Genomic DNA, 18208 nt, shown 5'->3' on the forward strand with positions numbered 1-18208 from the left:
AGCACGTGTCACTCTCCTGGAACAGTCCAGCGCTCCACGGCGCCCGAGGCCGACTGGGTGATCCGCAGGCCCGGAACGCCCGGGATCATCGACTGCGCCGTGCCAGATACCTGGATCCGCACCCGCTGGGCATTGCTGCCGGCCGTGGAGACGCTGGGGCTGAGCAGACTGTCGCCTGCCGTGCGCCCCAGCACCTCGCGTGCCTGGGCCGCGCCATTGGCCGGAGTGGCCTGGTAGGAGCGGGCCGCGGAAAGGCCTTCACGCGCGGCGGTCAGCGCGATCTGCCGCGCGTAGAACCACATCGAGGCCTGGACGACGGCGAGGGTGGCGAGCAGCACGAACGGGAAGACGATCGCCATCTGGATAGACGCGTCCCCGCGGTCGCCGCGCCGTGCTCGTCCGCGCAACCCTGCCTGAAGCCGCACCAGTCGGACCATCAGATGCCGGACAGGCTGCCGTTGTACCTAGCGATGACGGCGGCGATGGTCCCGGCGATCACCAGGGCGCCGGTGACGGCGGCGACCCAGATGATGACCGTGGTAATGCTGATGTCGCCGCGGTCCGGGCGCCTGCCCGCCTTGCTGAGCCTCTCGGGCAGGCGCGTGGTCAGCCAGTGCACGGCCCCGTAGGTGCGGGCAGCGGTGTACTTCATCAGGTCACGCTCCAGATTGTTGGTGGTCGGGTCAGACGGTGAGCATGCGGATTACCGCGGGGAACGCCATCAGCAGCATCACCAGCACCGCGAGCAGGGCGCCGGGGGCGGTCATCTTCTCGCTGGCGGCGTTCGCCTCGGCCGCCTGCTGGGCGAGCAGCTCGGTGTTGAGCGCCGAGGTGCGCGCCCGCAGCGCCTTGTAGACGGCGGCGCCGTCGGTGGCCGAGCCGCGCATGATGTCGGCGATGTCATCCAGGACGGGCAGGTCGTACTCGTGCTTGAGGTCATCCAGCGCCTGCCACGGCGGGATCTTCTCCAGCCGGGCGCGCCGCAGTGCCCCCTGCAGGTAGAGGAAGGGCCAGCCGCGGCCGACCGCGGCGGCCTTCTCCAAGGCTTCGGAAGGACCGGCGTCCCCGGCCCGCTTCAAGGCGACGAGGTCGAGGTAGGCGGCGAGTGCGTGGGCGAACTCCTCCCTCGCCCGCTTGGCCTGGTCGCGCACGGCCAGGTCCGGGGTGATGAACAGCAGCCCTGCGGCGGCGAGTCCGACGACGACGGGCACGTAGATGGGCAGGGAGATGCCCACGATGATCCACGGAATGGTCACCAGCACCGGGCACAGGAGGCCGAGCGCGGCGAGCGCGGTCTTCTTCAGCATGAACTGACCTGCGCCCTGGCCGAGCAGGGCCAGGTTCTTGGTGGGGATCCGCACCCCAGGCAGGCGGCCGAGACGGGCCAGCAGCCACCGGCCCCACACCTCGTCCCGGTCCAGTTCCGGTTCGGGCATGGTCAGGCGGCCGGGGGCGGTGCGCTCCAGCGCGACGGCCAAGGCGGGCTGCGGGCGCAGCAGCTCACTCGTCAGAAGCGCCACGCCGGCACCGATCGCGCCGCCGGTGAGCACCATGGGAAGCAGGTTCACCGGTCTACTCCTTCGGGCTCCCGCTCGAGGGCCGACTCAGCAGCAGGGGCGGGCAGGCGGACGGCGCTGCGCGTGTCGGGGACCAGGAAGCGCGGGATGCGGCGGAAATCGCCCAACTGGCGCATGAGGGCGAGCGTGCCGACAAACCCGGCCGTCAGGAACGCCAGCACCAGCTGGCCGAGCAGCGTGGAGTAGGGGGCGGTGTAGGCGGGCACGAAGAACCCGGCGACGATGATGCCCAGGGTGATGAACGTCATCCACCGCACGGTGGTGCGGGGCTTGGCCCGATCCGCCTCGATGCTGCGCTTCTTGGCGACCTCCTCGCGGACGGTTGCCGCCAGGTCCTCCAGCGCCTGGGCGAGGCCCGGGCCACGGTCATTCACCGAGAGGATCAACGCGGCCACCACCTTGTCGGCGGTAATGTCGTCGAGCTCGTCAGCGAAGGCGCGCAGCGCCTCCTCCGGCCGCCACCCAAGACGCAGCCGGTCAGAGAGGCCAGCGATCTGCCCGTTGAGCTCCTCAGGGGCCCCTTTCCTGCTGGTGATCATTGCCTGCTCCAGGCCCATGCCCAGGCGAAGCAGTCCGGCCAGGCGCTGAGTCCATTCGCTCAAGGCCTCCAGCTGGCCGATGCGGCCCTGCGCGGCCTGGGCCGGGGTGAGCAGCCAGGGCACGCCGACCACGGCTGAGCCGAGCAGCGCGCCGGCAACGAAGTTCCCGGAGATCAGCCACACGGCAAGGCCCAGCATGATCGCCCCGGCCGCAAGCGTCCGGCGTCGCAGCCGTACATCCTGTGCCTGCTCCTGCCCAGAGCGCCGGGCCTGCCACCGCTGCCGCAACGGGGCCCTACGCGGGGCGTCGGTGCCGACGGCACCCACCACCACGCCGATCAGCCCGCCCATGACAGTCATCCCGCTCAGCACAGCGAACAGCAGGGTCACTGGCCCACACCCACTTTCAGCGGCAGCGGCGCCTGCCAGGCGCCGTAGGGGTGCTGCAGCAGCGTCGAGTCAAAGCCGACGCGGCGCAGGTCGTCGATACACGCCGGGTCCATCCGCGGCACCGCCCGCTCCTCCCCGAACTCGATGCCGGGGGAGAAGATCTCGTTCGTGGCGGGGCGGCCGGATTCGCCGATCCCGGTGACTTCCATGACGTGGGAGACGAACCGGTGCCGGCGGCCGCCGATCCGCGTCTCGTCGATCATGGAGACGTAGACGACGAAGTCCAGGCCGTTGGCGATCTGCCGGTAGGCGAGCTGCTCGGACAGGTTGCCCTGGGCCAGCGCGTACAGCTCGGCGATGCGGTCGAAGACGATGTCGGGGCGCCGGGCGTGGATGGTGCACAAGTTGCCGCCCGCGCCGTTGGTCAACGCCTGCATCATGGCGACCACTTCGGGGCCGCGGACCTCGCCGACGACGATCCGCTCCAGCGACATCCGCAGCGACGGGTGCAGCAGGTCCAGCAGTGTGATCTCGCCGGCACCGCGCCCTGCGGCGTCCTTCTCGCCGTTGGACTCGCGCGCCACGAGAGAAACGACCTGGCGGTGGTAGCCGTTGGTGTGGGCGTGCAGCTCGTCCTCGGTCTGGATCGTGGCGAACCTGGTCTCCGGGTCGAATTCCTTGAGCATCGCCCGCAGCAGCGACGTTTTGCCGACTTTCTGCTTGCCCGCGATCATCACGTTCTTCTCGGCGCGCACGCAGGCCGCCAGGAACTCCTTGAGAGCCGGGTCGATGGTGCCCAGCCGGATCATGTCGTTCAGGTCGGCGTGCTCGACCCGGTGGCGGCGGATCACCGCATACGTCTTCGGGCCCAGCGCGGTGATCGCCTGCAGACGTGAGCCGTCCTTGAGCGACAGCGCCAGCATCGGGTTCGCGGTGGAGATGGACCGCTCACTGTGCCCGGAGTCCCGCGCGAGCTCGCGCAGCAGCTCCAGCAGCTCCTCTTCCGAGTCGGCCACGGGACCGACCAGTTGACGCTGACCGTCGCCGTAGTCCAGCCACACCTCGTCGTGGCCCTGGATGATAATGTCCTCGACCCGCGGGTCATCCAGATAGGGCTGGAGCCGTCCGGCGCGGTACAGAAGGTCGTACACCGCGCGCCGCAGCGCATCGTCCTCCTGAGGCGTGGGGCTGACACCGCGCTCGACGGCCTGGGCGTCCGACCACAGGGCTACCTGGTTGTTGATCCAGCGCAGGCAGTGCTGTTCCTCACTGGCGCGGTCCAGCGACGGGTCGGTCTTCAGCAGCTCCTCGCGTTGTTTGGCAACCTGCGACGCGATATGCCGGGCGACCTTGTGGTTGACCGTGGCGCGCGGTACCTGAGCAGTGCCCACCAGTTGCGGGTTCGCCGCCCCACCCTGCACAGGAGTAACCATGGCTTGGGCGGGCCACCGGGCCGGCAGACCGTTCACCGGCGCGCGCACGGTCGGATCGGGATGCAGCGGCCTACCCCGCATGCGTCACCTGCCCGCCTCCCGTAGGACTGGCGCCGCATCTGGGGCCAGCCGGGCCCTGCGCAGCGCGGCCCGCTGGACCAGCACCGTGCTTGCCGTGTCGGCCGACTTCATCAACGCAGACCGGGTGAAGTGGCGGGGTTGTTCTGCCCCATCGGACAGCACCTTGGCCTCCTTCGGCGCGTACGGCAGCGTCGCCACCACGGGCACTCGCAGCACCCGCTGCACTTCACCGGCGGGGTAGGGGCCTTCGTCGACCATCAGCAGCCCGATGTTGCCCACCCGCTCCTCCAGCGCGTCGATGCGCGCCTGGGCGGCCTGCAGACACCGCAGCGTGTTGCGGACCACCACAACCAGCGCATCCGCGCGCTGCGCGAGCACCGCCGACGGGCCGAAAGCACCGCCTCGCCCGAGGTCGATCAGGACGTCGTGGCCGTCCGCGGGCAGCGCGTCGATACCCATGAACATGTCGGCGAGCGTCTCCCACACCGGCCCGAGCCCGGCCGCCTGCGCAGGGTCGGTCACGCCGGGCAGCAGCAACCGGTCGCGCGGCGACTCCTGTGTGCCGTCCTCGGCGCTCAAGTCGACCAGCTGCCGCCAGAAGGCGTCCTTCAGCTCGCCCTTGCGGGCCGCGACCGACAGGTTCCGCAGCCCGTACCGGTCGCCGAGCGTTCCCTGCAACAACCCATGCAGCACCGCCCCACCATCCGGGTCGCACTCGGCCAGAATGATCCGCCTGCCCGGCGCGAGCGGCCAGGTCAGCAGCAGCGCCAGGGCGCTGGTGGTCACGCCGGGCGCGCCGCTGCAGCCGGCCAGCGCGATCACACTCATCAGCTACCGTCCTGCGGCGCATCGAGGATGAGCCGAAAAGTGCCCGTCGCCACCCAGGCAGCAGCCGTCGGACCGTCGGCAGCCGACGTGGCCACGTCGACGACCACAATCCCGGTGCCGGGAGCGGCCTTGGAGGCCTTCACCGCCCGTCCCGCGATCGACTTCTGCGCGGCGTCCTCCTTGGGCTCCTCTCCCTGGGCCGGGACTCGCACCAGTTGCACTCGCTGCCCGGGCACCAGCGCGGTGGCCGGCACCTGCTCCGGCTTGAGCCCGACCGGCACCAACTGCTCGCCCGGCTTGACCAGCGAGTCCTTCGTCACCTGCGAAGGGGCCAGCAACGAGCCAGGCTTGAGCTCGACCGCCGCCCGCTTGCCCACCACCGCCTCCAAGGCGTCGGCGCGCACCGCCTTCACCGCCGGGTCCAGAGCGACCGACGCCTCCCCGAAGTCCTGCTCCGTGAGGACCTGCCCGACCTGGACGTCGCGCACCACGGTCACCACCTGCGTACGGTGGCCGACCTGCAGAACAAGCACGGCAACGCCAGCACCACCGGCCGCGATCAGCGCCAGGGACAGGGCGATCACGCCCGGTCGGCGCCTGCGTGCCGAGACACGCGGCGGCGCTACGGGCCCGGCGCCACGCCCCTGAGGCGGCACTCCGTTCGGGGCGACTGTCTCGCTGTGTTCCTTGGTCTTGCTCAACGCTCATTCCCTCCGGAAGCTCTACCCAACGACCTGCAGCTCGCCGATCGCCACCTGTACATTGGTTTGCCGGATCTCGGTGAGCTGGCCGGCCGCTCCGCCGCCCTGCCAGTCGATAGTCCACGTCGAGGTCGCGGTGACCTGGTACTTGCCGTTCTGCGCACCCGCAGAGGTCTTGGAATACATGTGTCCGCAGGTCGGCGACTGGGCCATGCCCTCGGAGGCCTGGTAGGGCGTACCGGGACCGTTGCACGTCACGGAGGCGCCGTCGCCCATCTGCCACACGACCTTCGACACCTTCGCCGTTGCGGTAACGGCCACCCCACCCGCCGACGCCGACGCGGTGTTGGGTCCGTAGGTCGTGGCGCTCTGGTTGACCCACATCCACATCGGGACACCGACTGCGTACTTCCCGGCCGCCCGCGGGCTGGCGATGTCCGGGCCGAGCAGCGCCATGGAGTCGACCGCGTGCTGCGCCAGCTCCTGCGGATCCACCTGCGGCGCGGGTTGGCCCTGGGGCACGACGACGAAGCCGTCGGGGTTGTCATGGCCGCCGTCCGAACAGGCGCGGAAGTACAGGTCGCTCTTCTTGGGGTCGGCGCCCTTCCAAGCCGGGTGGTTGGCTGGCGGCTTCGGGTCGATCTTGGTCAGCTTGCATTTCAGCTTGCTCTCGCTGCCGTTCTGCGAGCCGCTTTGTGGGCCTGTCCCCTCGGTCTGGTCGTCCACGCCGACGCCGACGCAGAACTTGATGACCTGGCACTTGCCCGCACCGACATCGGGCGGATCGTCGTCGGCGTGAGCCGTACTGGCCGTGGCCAGGACGACGGCGCCCGTGAATACGGCGACGCGTCGGGTCAGCAGGCTTGATCTTGTGCGGTCAACTCCGTGACCATCCACTTCGCCCCCCATTTTTCAAACGTTGCGGTGCTGACGTACTTGGTGAGTCGCTCCGATGGCAGCGGGACCTTCTTCTTCGATGCCTTGTCGATCAGCGTCCAGCTCGTGGTGTCGACGCAATCCTCGACAGTGGCCTTGGGGATCTCACCGTCGGTCACCTTGGGCTCCTTCGGGTGGATCGCCGGCTTCCCGGACGTCACCTGCCCGGCCTTGCGCATGGCCTCCAGGTCACTCTCGATGTCAGCCAGGGCCCGGAGAGTCGTGTACTTCTTCAGGCCGGTGCCCGCGGAAGACGCCTTGGCGTAGGCCTCGGTCTGCGCTTCCCAGGAGTGCGTGTACGCGGCGAGGACCGCGGCTTCCTCAACGTCGGCTGAGGAACTGGGGGGTGCGGATGAACTCGCGGAAGGACGATGGCTGGGCTCGGATGGCGACGCCTTCGTGTCGTTGTCACTACAACCGGTCAGTGCCATCAGGCTCCCGGCGAGAAACACGGCGGTTGCGTGCTTTCGGATGCGAACAGCGGCGAGCCCCGTCCGGCGGCGTGGTGCTCGTGTCACGTGGTCTCTCCCCCGTACGACGCGGTGCGGCAGACCGCTGGCCCGGCCATCGGCGTACGACGGTCCAGATCCGCGGCCTGGTCCAGCTGCGGTTATGCGTTTGCGTAGCGGCAAGGTTACGCATGTGTCAGTCAACTTCCCAGTACTATATTTGAGTTCACTCGTACGACTCGGGATGTAACCGGTCACTTTCGGAACCTGAAGTCGATCTGCTGTTCTCTCCCTTTGCTCATTACGTGCGCTAACGCCCCACCCCGACGGGTATGTTGAAGCCGCCGGTACACCTGGCCAGATTGTGTGAGGCGTGCAGTCGTGCCACATGGGGCTGAGCGGGCTCTGTGGGCTGCTCTCGCCCGGTCAGGCCCGCTGGTGGCGCCTGTCGTTCTCTATTGGCGGGCCGAGCGTTCAGCCGCAGGGAAACCTGGAACTTCATCCCCGAAACCATGGCTTGGGGCATCATCGGTTCCCGCTGGCGGGAGTGACGAGGTAGTGCCCGTTCGCCCGGTCCGGAAGGCCCTCTCAGCGGTGCCAACGCGCCATCGAGGCCGGACGTGCAGCCGCTCAGCGGCGCCGATCATGCGCCACTCAGGGCGCACCATCAGCTCCGACACCGAGAACGTGGAGCTTTCTGCCGGCGCCTTGGGGAGGCTTTTCACAGCACCATTCGCGGGGACCCGCGGTCGCCGGGGTTCTGTAGGGGAAGCCAACTGGCTTTGCGCCGTCGTAGCCGATGACGCACGCGAACCCTTCGTGTCCGTCCTAGTGGTCCACGAATCAGGGGAACCGCTGGGCGAACGGGTCGTCCATCTCGTCCGCGTACGCCCGGGCGTGCACGTCCGTCGGGGCGGTGGTACCGGGTCAGCGGCTGGCGCCTTCCGGCCAGATCACCCGCACAGGAACCCCGGTCCGCTCGGCGTACGCCACCACATCCGCTGTCCCGCCGTAGGCCCACGCTGGCTTCCCGTCCCACACGGCAATCAGTTCGTCGACCAGGCCGACCAGGATCTCACTGCCCGCCATGTGCGCGGCGGAGTCGGATGGGGTCATGCCGGTCTCGTGCACGTCGGCGGCATGCCGCATCAGCTTGTCGTACACGGGGTGGTGCCACTCCGGGAGGCTGTCCCGGTACTCGACTGCGGGGACAACTACTTCGAGCCGACCGCCGTGGTCTAGAACGGCTTCGGCGAACCAGGCATCGGGCCCGTCCGCGATGCACGACACGGCCGTCAGGTCATCGGGGTTGTACGCACTCACCGTCTCGGCGAGCATCGCCCGCACCGTCGCCTCTACGTCCTCACTGAGTCCGCGGTGTCCGGTGATCCCTACGCGCATGCCGTGGTCCCTCCCTACAGGTAGACGCCGTGTAGGCGCTCGTCGAAGTCGCGCACCACTTTGGGCGGCGTGGCGGTGGTGAGCGTACGGCGCACGGCGCGGGCGCGCTCTACGATCCGGCCGGACCGGTAGCGGAGCCCCGTATCGAGCGCGCGGGACGCGAGGGCGAACGCGGCCTCTACTCGGCCGCCGGCGAGATGCCCGGCGGCGATGTCGAGGATCAGGAGCGCGCGTTGTTTGGCGTGGCCGGTGGCGAGGGCTTCGGTGTCCTCGGAGAGCACCCAATCAGGCAGGCCGAGCCGGGCGCCGCATGCCACCCGCGCGGCAACGACCTTGGTCTCGGTGAAGGTGAAGACCCACGGCCACGGCGGTGCTTCCTCGCGTGGCAAGGCCTCGGTCGCGGCCCTGCTTGCCGTAAGTGCGCGGTCGGCAGCGCGCCGGTCACCGGCGGTGGCGTGTCCGAGGGCTTCCACGGAGGACAGCCAGGCGTCGGCGACGACCGGTTGCCGCTCGCCGAGCGACCGGCGGGCGCGACGAACAAGGTTGAGGGCCTGGACGCCGTTGCCCGCGTGGGCTTCGAACTGGGCCAGGCTCCCGGCCTGGTAGGCGGCGAGCAGGGGGTTGCCGGCGGACCGGGCGGCCTTGATCGCAGCCCCGTACCAGGTGCGGGCTGATCCGTTGTCTCCCATGTCCCATGCGAGCCACCCGGCCAGGCTCGCGGCCTCACTGCCAACGGCTGCCAGACGCGGGCGCTCCGCCTCCGGGGCGTCCCGGGTGATGGTCTGAATCAGCCGGATGTGGGTGTGTACCGACTCGGACAGATCGCGGGACGGAGTGGAGCCGTCGAGTCTGCGGTACGCCGTGGTGCTGAGGCGCAGGGCAGCGGCCTGGCCCGTGGGACCGTCGTCGGGGACGGGCAGGGAGGCCATTACGGGGGCGGCTACGACCCCGGCGGCGTCGCCGAGGAACTTCCTTCGGTTCACGTCGTGCTCGTCTTCCACCTGCACCCGCGGGCGACCGTCCGCGAGCCCCACCAGTGTTGGCGGGATCTCCAGATGGGCAGCCGCGGCGGCCAGGATGTCAGTGCTGTATGTGCTGGTGCCGCGCTTTTCCAGTCGGGAGACGGCGGACTGAGAGAGCCCGCACGCCTGGCCCAACTGGGTCTGTGTCATGCGCCGTTCCTGGCGGGTCAGCTCGATTACCCGCCCGAAATCCCCGGCCCGGGAGGCGTCCCGGAGCGGTCCTGACTGCCAGTCCACGGCGTACCCCCACGCTACGAGTCGCTGCGGCCTCAGTCCTCTGCCCGTACCCGCTGGGCGCATACCCGTATGCGCATGCCGCATGCGTGATGGTCCCATAGCGGCAGTGATCGTTGACTGTCTGACAGCGCTCCAACTCGACGTCCAATCGGTCGGGTTCGGGCCTGGCGGTCTGTCCCTGTCCCCCGTCGGGGGCGGGCCGCCCCCTCCGTCCGCCGACCACGACGAGGCCGCTATGCCCACAACACGCACCACCGAGGAGAAGTCCGCCGTCCCTGCCGCGCAGACGGCTGCCGTGCTGTACGTCTGCGCGGAGCGCAGCCCGACTGCGCCAGGGCTGGCCGCTGAGCGTGCGGAGCGGGAGGGTCGCGCGTTCGCGCGGGCCCACGACCTGGCGCTCGTCGAGACCGTTACGGATCCCTATGGGGAGCCGGACCCGATGCAGCGGGAGGGCTGGCGCAGGGTGCGGGAGCTGGCGGCCGCCAGCGAGATCGGCATGGTGATCATCCGGTGGCCCGCGACGCTCGCCCCGGAGGCGAACCACGAGCTGCGGTATCGGGAGGTCAACGCCCTGGCCGAACACGGTGTGACGGTGCGGTACAGCTGGGCGCCGCTGGCGTCGGACTCGGGTGGCCTCCGGTGACCGGCGGGCGCGGGATGCTGCACGAGGCGCATCCGTGGCTCGGGCGGATGGTCGTTGACTCCGTGACAGGCCGCACGGGCATTCTGCGGGCCGTCGCCCCAGACGGGGACAAGCCCCGGCCGGTGGCGTGGCTGGCCCCCGAGGGCGGCGGGGTGGAGTGGACGACGGACCCGGGCGCGGTCACGCCAGCGGGACCGGTCACCCCGGTCATGCTTCCGTGGGTGGCGCGGTGAGTGACCGTCACGCAAGGCAGGATGCGTCGTCTCGGCTGGGGCTGGCGGTGGGCGTGCTTGCCGCCCTTGGGCTGACGCCGCCGGTGGTGATCCTCGCACCGCACGTGTCGGACGCGCCGGTCGCACGCCCTGACCTGCCACCACAGGAGATCGCCCGTGCACGTGGAGGCGAGCGGTGATGGCACTGGTGGATGCGCCGGCTCTGGTGCTGGCGAGCCTGAGCCCTTGGCGGCGTGCCGGGACGTCCTGGAAGAACCCGTCACCGTCTTCCTGTGCCCTGAGGGAGGCGGCAGTGAGTGGATCGTCGCCGACCACTGCACCCTCTCCAGGGGCTGAAAACCAGGCTTCCCGCCCCGGCCAGGGGCGGGCAGGCGGACTTTGGTGGGCGGAGAGCCCTGGGTCCGTTGGCACGACCGGTACGGGCAGTCGGCCCGCACCGTCCGACCGAGCAGGAAGGAGAAGGCCGTGGAGCAGTCCAAGTCCGGCGTCGCCGCCGTCAGCGCCTCGTTGGAGGAGCTCGAGGAGATCACCGGGGCCGTGGTGGTCGCGGTCGACGTCGAGGACGAGGAGTAGTTCTCGACTCGCGCGTTCTGACCCGGGCGTCCCTCCCTCCCTTCTCTTCGGTTCCTTCGGGGCCGGGGAGGGGCGCCCCTGGCGCTTCACCGTCTGGGGGGTCGCAGTGATTCATGTGTTCGTCGGGCCGACGCTGGCGCGGTCCGAGTCGTTGCTTAGGGCGCCGGGCGTGCGGGTGTGGCCGCCGGTGCGGCACGGCGACCTGTTCGATACCGCGATCCGCGGTGGCGACACAGCGTTGATCATCGACGGGGTGTATCACCAGGCGCCGGCGCTGCGCCACAAGGAGATCCTGGCCGCAATGGGCCGGGGGGTTCGGCTGATCGGGGCGGCGAGCATCGGCGCGCTGCGGGCGGCCGAATTGGCGCCGTTCGGGATGCTCGGGGTCGGCAGCATCTACACCGCCTACGTTCGGGGGGAGATCGACGGCGACGACGAGGTGGCCGTCGGGCAGGCCCCTGACGGGGAGTGGGACGCGCTGACCTGGTCGGTGGTCAACCTCCGGCACGCCCTTCAGCTGGCCCGGTCGGCTGGGGTACTCGACGCCGAACGGGCAACCAGGACGCTGACGGCGCTGCACGCGGTCTACTACCCGCAGCGCACCACAGCCGCGGTGCGGGCCGTCTGCCGCCGCCAGGGCGAGACGGAGTTCGCCGGATGGCTGGCCGAGCGGCGCGATCAGGACCGGAACTTCGGAGACCTCAAGCGCGCCGACGCCCTCGCGGCCGTACGCACTGCACTCAGCGGCTGGGCGCCGCGGGCCGACTCCCAGCCGGCGCCTTCGGTGTGGGAGACGACGTACTTCCGGCAGTGGTCCAACGCCTTTGCCCGCGAACGCGTGGACGGCCTGGAGCTGTCCACCGAGGACCGCATCGTCTATCAGCAGGTGTTCGACCCGGCGTTCCGGAAGACGTGGGCGGCCTACCTCGAATACCGCTCCCGGCATCCGGCCAGCGACGAGCCGGGCCTGCCGCTGGCGGAGCGGCTGGGCCAGGTCACCGGCGGGGATCTGCCTGCCCATCACGTGTTTCACCCGGCGGTCGACCTGCGGGATGAGACGACCGTGGCACTGCTGCTGGCCAGCGAGACCCCGGAGGACCGCCAGGCGGTTGCCCGGTACGCCGACGCTCTCGCGCGGGCTCGCCGCAGCCGACCGGGGTTCTCAACCGCGGCGGTGCGTGGTGACCTCACCCGCCGGGTCCTGGTGCGGGTGTGGCGGTGCCCTGCGCAGCGGTTCGACGCGGAGGCGTCCGCCCGCGGGCTGGTCTGCGGGGCACGCGCCGTAGAGGCGGCCAAGCGGCTCATGCCCGGATTCCTTAACGAGCGAAAGGAGATGGCAAGTGGTGCGCGATGACGACCTGGTGGCGCTGCCGGGCACGGTACGCGCCCGGATACCCGAGGAGACGTGGGACGCGGTGGCCGGACGCCTGCCGGAATACGGCATCACCCGAGTCGCGAAGTTGACCGGCCTGGACTGCATCGGGCTGCCGGTCTGGACGGCGATCCGCCCCGCCTCGCTGACCCTGAGTACGTCCCAGGGCAAGGGCGGCACTGACCTGCTGGCGAAGCTGTCGGCCGTGATGGAGGCGATCGAGCTGTGGCACGTCGAGCAGCCGCTGCCCGTCGCTGCCCACGGCCCGGCCGCCGAGGTCGCCCCCAACTGCCCCGTGGCCGCACTGCCGCTGACCGTCCCGTACCCCGAGCACACCCTGGCCCGGATGGTTTGGGAGTGGACGCCTGGCACCGCCGTGGTCAGCGGCGAGAAGGTGCTGCTGCCGATCGACCTGGTCCGCCGCCGGGCGCAGCGGCCCGAGTGGAGCCCGGATCTGCTGCGCGCGACCAGTACCGGCCTGGCATGCGGGAACACGAAGGACGAGGCGCTGCTGCACGCCCTGTTCGAGGTCGTTGAACGGGATGTGCTGTACCGGGACGGGCAATCCGGCGGGCGGCGGCGCACCCTCATCGCGCCCGGGACGGTCGATGACCTCCACGGCCGGGAGCTGATCGACCGGCTGGTGGCCGCCGGCATGGCGCTGGAGGTCGCGCTGGTGGACGGCCCGTACGGGCTGCCGGTGTGTGTGGCCTACTTGTGGTCGGAGGATCTCCCCGTGGTCTTCGCTGGCGGCGGCTGCCACAGCACCCCGGCGATCGCGCTGACCCGGGCGCTAACCGAGGCTGCGCAGTCCCGGCTGACCGCCATCGCCGGGACCCGGGACGACTTCCCGAGCGATCCCGCCTCGTTCGACATCCCGCCCTTCCGCCCGGCGCAGACCACGAGGTTCGCACCCTGGCCGGAGATGACAGGCCATTTGTCCACGGCTGGCGGCGGCTTCGCCGAACAGGCCGGGGACGTGGCCTGGCGGGTCGCACGCGTCACCGGGCACGAGCCGGTGGCTCTGGACCTGTCGGACCCCGCCGGCCCCGTTCACGCCGTGCAGGTCGTCTGCCCCGGTACCCGCTCGCGAATCAGGAGGTCGATGCCCCGATGAATCCCACCACGGCGGCGCCGGACGCGCCCGGCGGACAGCGCTCCGCCCAGTACGACGCCTTCCACGCGGCCCGGGCCCGCACAGGGCTCGTCTCCCGCCTGTACGCCGAGGCGATGGGGGAGGACTACCCGGCCGAGGTCGTCGACTCCAGTTCCTGCGACTGGCCTCTGTTGGGGTTGATGACCGCGCGGCTGCGGATGCGGCCGGGCCAGCTCCTGGTGGACGCCGGCTGTGGCACTGGCGGCATCGGCCTGTGGTTGGCCCGCGCTCTCACCCTTCGCCTGGAGGGTTTCGACCTGTCCCCGGTCGCCGTCGCCCAGGCCACGGCCCGCCGACCCCACTTCCTCGGCGGGGGCACCGACCGCGCAGCCTTCCGCGTTGCCGAGCTGGAGGACACCGGCCTGCCCGACTCCTGTGCCCACGGCATCGTGTGCGTGGACGCCCTCGGCCGCGCCACCGTCCGGGACGCGGCGGTGCGCGAGCTCGGCCGCGTCCTGGCCCCGGGCGGCCGACTGGTCGTGACCCGGGCGCTGCGGCGCGGAGCAACACCAGCCTGGCCCGAGCAGGCTCGCGCCGCCGGGCTCACGGTGGAGCACGTGGACGAGCGCCCCGCCGAGCCCACGATGTGGGACCGGCTCTACCGGCTGTGGATCGCCCACGCCGATGAACTGCTTCGCGAGCTGGGCGAGGTTCAGGCCGAGAACATGCTGCGCGAGGCGCACCAGGTGCTGCCCGCACTGCCGGGCCGTCGCGCCGTCCTGCTGACCCTGCGGCGCCCCGCGACCGCCCCGGCCGCTCCCGGAACGGCCGATACGATGACCGGGCCCGACCGCAACCCGGGCGACAGGGCCGTACTCAGCGAGAGGACCCCGCAGTGAGCCAGCACCGTTCCGCCCGTGCGGCGGTGTTCTCGGCCGGGTCCTGGGGTACCGCCGTCGCCAAGATCATGGCCGACGCCGGCACCGACGTCATCGTGCATGCCCGCCGCAGCGAGATCGCCGACGCGATCAACACGGTTCACCGCAACCCCGGCTACTTCCCGGACATCGAGCTGCCCGCCGCCCTGACCGCGACGACCGATCCGGCCGCCGTACTGGCGGGAGCGGACTTCCTGGTGCTGTCCATCCCCGCGCAGACCCTGCGGACCAACCTCGCCGCGTGGGCGCCGCACATCGGGCCCGACACCGTGATCGTGTCGCTGATGAAGGGCATCGAGATGGACACCGGGAAGCGGGCGAGCGAGGTCATCACCGAGGTGGCCGACGTCTCTGCTGACCGGGTCGCGGTGCTGTCGGGGCCGAACCTGGCCCGCGAGATCATGGACGGCCAGCCCGCCGCAGCCACCGTCGCCTGCCCCGACGAAGCCGCAGCCCGCCGCTTCCAGCAGGCGTGCCACACCCCGTACTTCCGGCCCTACACCAGCACCGACGTGACCGGCTGCGAGCTGGGCGGCGCGGTGAAGAACGTCATCGCTCTCGCGGTCGGTATCGCCTCGGGCATGGGCATGGGCGACAACGCCGCGGCGATGCTCATCACCCGGGGACTGGCGGAGACCACCCGGCTGGCCACGGCCATGGGCGCCCATCCGGCCACCCTCGCCGGTCTGGCCGGCCTGGGCGACCTGGTGGCCACCTGCTCCTCCCCGCTCTCCCGCAACCGCACCTTCGGCACCCACCTCGGCCGAGGCCTGAGCGTCGAGCAGGCGACGGCCGCCACCCGGCAGACCACCGAGGGCGTCAAGAGCGCGGAGGCGATCCTCGCCCTGGCCCGCGCCCACGGGGTCGAAATGCCGATCACGGAAGTGATCTCCGCCCTGCTGCACGAGAAGGTCACCCTCGACCAGGCTACGGCCGCGCTGATGCAGCGGCCCCCGAAGCCCGAGCGCTGACCCCGGCGCCTCGGTCACGGGGCCGCCCACCCATCACCTTCACCCTCCCCACCCGGAGGCTCCTGCCCATGAACGTGTCCCTGCTGTCCACTGTCCAGATCGCCGTCACCATCGGCCTGGTGGCGTGGATGATCACCGGCTTCACCCGCCTGCCCGGCCGCTGGCTGCGCTGGAAGATGTTCTGCCGGGCCACCTTCACCGTCGTCACGCTCACCGGCACCAAGGACGGCCGCATCGAGCCGGTGAACGTCTACGACTATCTGTCCCCGGGCTCCTTCATCCTCGGTCCGCCTCAGCTCCAGGCGATCATCAACTACCTCACCCGCAGCGGTCGGTACGACCAGATCGACGGACACGGTCGCGTCCTGTCTGCCCGCGGTGAGCAGCCCGTAGAGGTGAGGGACAGCCGTGTGGTTTTTTGACGCCCTCGCCTCCGGCTTCCAGCACCCCACCGACCCCGGACAACTCCAGTGGTTCCGGATCATCTTCGGAACCGTGTGCACCCTGCGCTTCGCCCTCGCCTTCGGTCAGGGCGGCTGGGACCGCTTCGCCCCCGGGTCGCTCAGCGCCCACCTCGCCGAGCAACGCCTCGGACCCGCCCGGGCCCACCTCCTGATCACCGTCTACCGGCCCGCGCTGATCGTCCGCACGGCCGCCGCCCTCGTCCTGGCCGTTGGCCTTGGCACCCGGCTGGCACTCCTGCTGGTCCTCGCCGGAGCCGCCATGGAACTCCTCTACCTCAAGAGCCCCAACGCCGTCCGCTACACCCTGCTGACCGGCGCCTGCCTCTTGGCCGCCGGAGACCTCGGCCACGGTCTCCGCATCGAGCACAGCCCCAGCACGGCCAACACCTGGGCACAGTGCCTCCTCGTGCTGATCACCACCGACATCTACTGGAACAGCGCCTGGCAGAAGATTCGCTCCCGCCAATTCCGCACTGGCCTCTACCTCGCCCAATGGATTCACGTCTACACCCAGGTCAAGGACCAGCTCCCCTACCGGCGCCAGTACGCCGTCCCCGGCTTCGTCCGCCGCCACACGGGCAACCTCACCGCCCGCGACATCATCCTCTGGCGCCTGGTCGCAGCCGCCGTCATCACTGCTGAGATCGCGCTGCCCCCCGCGCTGCTCATCCCGCAGACGACGCCGTATGCCGTCGCCGCCGGCATCGGGATGCACACCGCCTTCACCTGCCTCAAGCCCCGCCAGCTCCTCACCTTCTCCGGCCTCACGGTCGGCACCTACGTTGCCTTCGCCGCCTGATCGCAGCGTGTGGAGCAGCCACGCTGAGCCGGCGCCGTGGCCGTAGGCCGTGCTGATTGGTCAGCCGTGGGTCTGGATGCGTCAGTCGTTCCAAAGCTCCGAGACGGTGAACACCGACCAGCCCCACTGGCCGTTGTCGTCGAGGTCAGCAAAGAGGGCCAGGTCTTCGTCGCTGTCCTGGGCCCGCTTGCGGGCCTCGCCGAGCTTGACCAAGAGGCCGAGGTGGAAATCCTCGGGCAGGAGCGTGCCCCGCTCGCGGGTCGGGCCAGGTGCAGTTACAGGTTCGTGTTCTCGCCTGCGGGGATCGAGGTGTCGATGCAGTCGAGTTCGGGATAGTCCAGCCCCCGCCCAACTTGGCGACCACAAAGACGCCTTCGAACGCGACCTGCGCGAGGCCCTGCTCGCCTTCAACCCCGACGGCCGCTTCGAGGAGGTCATCCGCACCGAAGCGATCATTGCCACCCGCCCCTGACCCCGGGCGCCGCCGTGCGGCAGCAGCCACTGTCACTGCCGCAGGGCAGCATGGCTCCATGGACGACACCGCGACAGGCTCCCGTCTCCTCACCGGGCAGATCCCCGCCCAGGCCCACACCGTCGGGCCCGGCTGGGACACCCTGCTGGATCGGCTCCACCGCGACCTGGTCGCCCTCGCCCCCGACTACCAGATTGAGAGCTTCGGTACGAAGTTCGGCGGCCTGCGCATCGCCGTCGCGGACCGCTTCGACGATCAGGGCGAGTTCGACGGCGAATTCACCGACGCAGCTACCGCGCTCATCGACACCGCTGAACTCGCCTCCGAGCAGATGTGCGAGACCTGCGGCCACCCCGGCCGCCCCCGCTTCCGCGGAGATCAGTACCGCACCTGGATCCAAACCAGCTGCGACAATCGCCACTCGGCACCTCAGGCAGGCGCAACCTCATCCGGACAAGCAACCCCGTGACGACCACCGTCACCCTGCTCTCCCTGCGGCGGGGACCGAACTATGCCGTGGCGCGGAGCACGGCGTACGCGAGCCCGCTGCCTGTCGTGCTCGCACGTCACCGAGGCCGGGCCAAGCGCCCCTCGCTTCAGCACTTGTTGTCCGCGGAGCTGGAATCACCGTGGGCAAGACCCACCTCCCGCCGCCCCTTGAGGGGATCATCCATCGGTCGGGAGCCGCCACGACCGGAGTCGTTCGGCGATCTCGTACGAGTCCAGCCGAAGAGTGCGGATGTCGGTGATCAGCTTGTGCCACGGTTCGTACGTTGCGTCGACGCGTTCCCCGGAGGCCTCCAGGTAGGCGAGGGCGAGGCCGTACCCGTAGGCCTCGTTGCGCGTGGGGAGAGGGCGCAGCAGTACGCACTCCTCCAGGAACACGGCGGCCCGCCAGAAGGCATCGGGGTGACTCTGGTCGAGTCGCGGCGGATCAACCCGGTGGCGGGCCGCCATGCCGACGAGCACGCTGAGGTCGTTGACGGTGAGATCGGTGCGGAGGATGTCTTCCTGGCGGGCCAGGAGCCATCGGTAGTCGACGAGCAGGTCCAC

The 18208-nt window shown here is 70.3% G+C and carries 22 protein-coding genes; 9 read left to right on the forward strand and 13 right to left on the reverse strand.

What is annotated here, in order from left to right; all coding sequences use genetic code 11:
* Positions 1–8: 8 nt before the first annotated feature.
* The 11 genes from ACFV9O_RS22510 to ACFV9O_RS22560 all read right to left on the reverse strand — a co-directional run bounded on the left by ACFV9O_RS22510 (position 9) and on the right by ACFV9O_RS22560 (position 9693).
* Positions 9–425 carry a TadE family protein gene (locus tag ACFV9O_RS22510; RefSeq protein WP_385420546.1) on the reverse strand — a complete coding sequence of 139 codons (417 nt, stop codon included), beginning with the start codon at positions 423–425 and terminating at the stop codon, positions 9–11.
* An 11-nt stretch (positions 426–436) separates the two neighbouring features.
* Positions 437–652: a hypothetical protein gene (locus ACFV9O_RS22515; protein WP_385420548.1), complete on the reverse strand. Its 216-nt coding sequence runs from the start codon at positions 650–652 to the stop codon at positions 437–439.
* A gap of 31 nt (positions 653–683) precedes the next feature.
* Complete coding sequence (locus ACFV9O_RS22520) at positions 684–1568, reverse strand: type II secretion system F family protein (protein WP_385420550.1); 885 nt, start codon at positions 1566–1568, stop codon at positions 684–686.
* Positions 1565–2506 carry a type II secretion system F family protein gene (locus ACFV9O_RS22525; protein WP_385420552.1) on the reverse strand — a complete coding sequence of 314 codons (942 nt, stop codon included), beginning with the start codon at positions 2504–2506 and terminating at the stop codon, positions 1565–1567. Before ACFV9O_RS22525 ends, ACFV9O_RS22520 begins: the two co-directional genes overlap by 4 nt.
* Complete coding sequence (locus ACFV9O_RS22530; protein ID WP_385420554.1) at positions 2503–4020, reverse strand: CpaF family protein; 1518 nt, start codon at positions 4018–4020, stop codon at positions 2503–2505. Before ACFV9O_RS22530 ends, ACFV9O_RS22525 begins: the two co-directional genes overlap by 4 nt.
* Positions 4021–4023: 3 nt before the next feature.
* Positions 4024–4848, reverse strand: a complete 825-nt coding sequence (locus ACFV9O_RS22535) for a hypothetical protein (protein ID WP_385420556.1) — start codon at positions 4846–4848, stop codon at positions 4024–4026.
* Positions 4848–5549, reverse strand: a complete 702-nt coding sequence (locus ACFV9O_RS22540; RefSeq protein ID WP_385420558.1) for an SAF domain-containing protein — start codon at positions 5547–5549, stop codon at positions 4848–4850. The genes ACFV9O_RS22535 and ACFV9O_RS22540 overlap by 1 nt, the downstream gene beginning before the upstream one ends.
* A 21-nt stretch (positions 5550–5570) precedes the next feature.
* Positions 5571–6458, reverse strand: coding sequence for an ATP/GTP-binding protein (locus ACFV9O_RS22545; protein ID WP_385420560.1), 888 nt, complete (start codon positions 6456–6458; stop codon positions 5571–5573).
* Positions 6404–6916, reverse strand: a complete 513-nt coding sequence (locus tag ACFV9O_RS22550) for a hypothetical protein (protein WP_385420562.1) — start codon at positions 6914–6916, stop codon at positions 6404–6406. Before ACFV9O_RS22550 ends, ACFV9O_RS22545 begins: the two co-directional genes overlap by 55 nt.
* A 945-nt stretch (positions 6917–7861) precedes the next feature.
* The gene (locus ACFV9O_RS22555; protein WP_385420564.1) at positions 7862–8335 is read right to left on the reverse strand and encodes a hypothetical protein; all 474 of its coding nucleotides are present in this window, start codon (positions 8333–8335) and stop codon (positions 7862–7864) included.
* 14 nt (positions 8336–8349) lie between these two features.
* On the reverse strand, positions 8350–9693 hold the full coding sequence (locus ACFV9O_RS22560; RefSeq protein ID WP_385420566.1) for a helix-turn-helix domain-containing protein: 1344 nt from the start codon (positions 9691–9693) through the stop codon (positions 8350–8352).
* 136 nt (positions 9694–9829) lie between these two features.
* On the opposite strand from ACFV9O_RS22560, the gene ACFV9O_RS22565 reads away from it, so the two are divergent.
* The 8 genes from ACFV9O_RS22565 (at position 9830) to ACFV9O_RS22600 (ending at position 16683) form a co-directional block, all read left to right on the forward strand.
* Entirely contained in the window at positions 9830–10237 is a 408-nt protein-coding gene (locus ACFV9O_RS22565) for a hypothetical protein (RefSeq protein WP_385420568.1), read from the forward strand.
* 62 nt (positions 10238–10299) lie between these two features.
* Entirely contained in the window at positions 10300–10470 is a 171-nt protein-coding gene (locus tag ACFV9O_RS22570) for a hypothetical protein (protein WP_385420570.1), read from the forward strand.
* Between the two features lie 742 nt (positions 10471–11212).
* The gene (locus ACFV9O_RS22575) at positions 11213–12397 is read left to right on the forward strand and encodes a TfuA-like protein (RefSeq protein ID WP_385420572.1); all 1185 of its coding nucleotides are present in this window, start codon (positions 11213–11215) and stop codon (positions 12395–12397) included.
* The gene (locus tag ACFV9O_RS22580; protein WP_385420574.1) at positions 12384–13532 is read left to right on the forward strand and encodes a YcaO-like family protein; all 1149 of its coding nucleotides are present in this window, start codon (positions 12384–12386) and stop codon (positions 13530–13532) included. Before ACFV9O_RS22575 ends, ACFV9O_RS22580 begins: the two co-directional genes overlap by 14 nt.
* Positions 13529–14410: a class I SAM-dependent methyltransferase gene (locus ACFV9O_RS22585; RefSeq protein ID WP_385420576.1), complete on the forward strand. Its 882-nt coding sequence runs from the start codon at positions 13529–13531 to the stop codon at positions 14408–14410. Before ACFV9O_RS22580 ends, ACFV9O_RS22585 begins: the two co-directional genes overlap by 4 nt.
* Positions 14407–15420 carry an NAD(P)H-dependent glycerol-3-phosphate dehydrogenase gene (locus ACFV9O_RS22590; protein WP_385420578.1) on the forward strand — a complete coding sequence of 338 codons (1014 nt, stop codon included), beginning with the start codon at positions 14407–14409 and terminating at the stop codon, positions 15418–15420. The genes ACFV9O_RS22585 and ACFV9O_RS22590 overlap by 4 nt, the downstream gene beginning before the upstream one ends.
* 68 nt (positions 15421–15488) lie before the next feature.
* Positions 15489–15842, forward strand: a complete 354-nt coding sequence (locus ACFV9O_RS22595; protein ID WP_385420579.1) for a hypothetical protein — start codon at positions 15489–15491, stop codon at positions 15840–15842.
* Positions 15829–16683 carry a hypothetical protein gene (locus ACFV9O_RS22600; protein ID WP_385420581.1) on the forward strand — a complete coding sequence of 285 codons (855 nt, stop codon included), beginning with the start codon at positions 15829–15831 and terminating at the stop codon, positions 16681–16683. The genes ACFV9O_RS22595 and ACFV9O_RS22600 overlap by 14 nt, the downstream gene beginning before the upstream one ends.
* A gap of 81 nt (positions 16684–16764) precedes the next feature.
* On the opposite strand, the gene ACFV9O_RS22605 is transcribed toward ACFV9O_RS22600, so the two are convergent.
* Complete coding sequence (locus tag ACFV9O_RS22605; RefSeq protein WP_385420582.1) at positions 16765–16896, reverse strand: hypothetical protein; 132 nt, start codon at positions 16894–16896, stop codon at positions 16765–16767.
* 317 nt (positions 16897–17213) lie between these two features.
* Between ACFV9O_RS22605 and ACFV9O_RS22610 the strand changes: the two genes are divergently transcribed.
* Entirely contained in the window at positions 17214–17624 is a 411-nt protein-coding gene (locus tag ACFV9O_RS22610; protein ID WP_385420584.1) for a hypothetical protein, read from the forward strand.
* Positions 17625–17821: 197 nt separating this feature from the next.
* Here ACFV9O_RS22610 and ACFV9O_RS22615 read toward each other — a convergent pair whose 3' ends face one another.
* Positions 17822–18208, reverse strand: coding sequence for a toxin Doc (locus ACFV9O_RS22615; protein WP_385420585.1), 387 nt, complete (start codon positions 18206–18208; stop codon positions 17822–17824).

Source organism: Streptomyces sp. NPDC059909 (assembly GCF_042730885.1).
Lineage (GTDB): Bacteria > Actinomycetota > Actinomycetes > Streptomycetales > Streptomycetaceae > Streptomyces.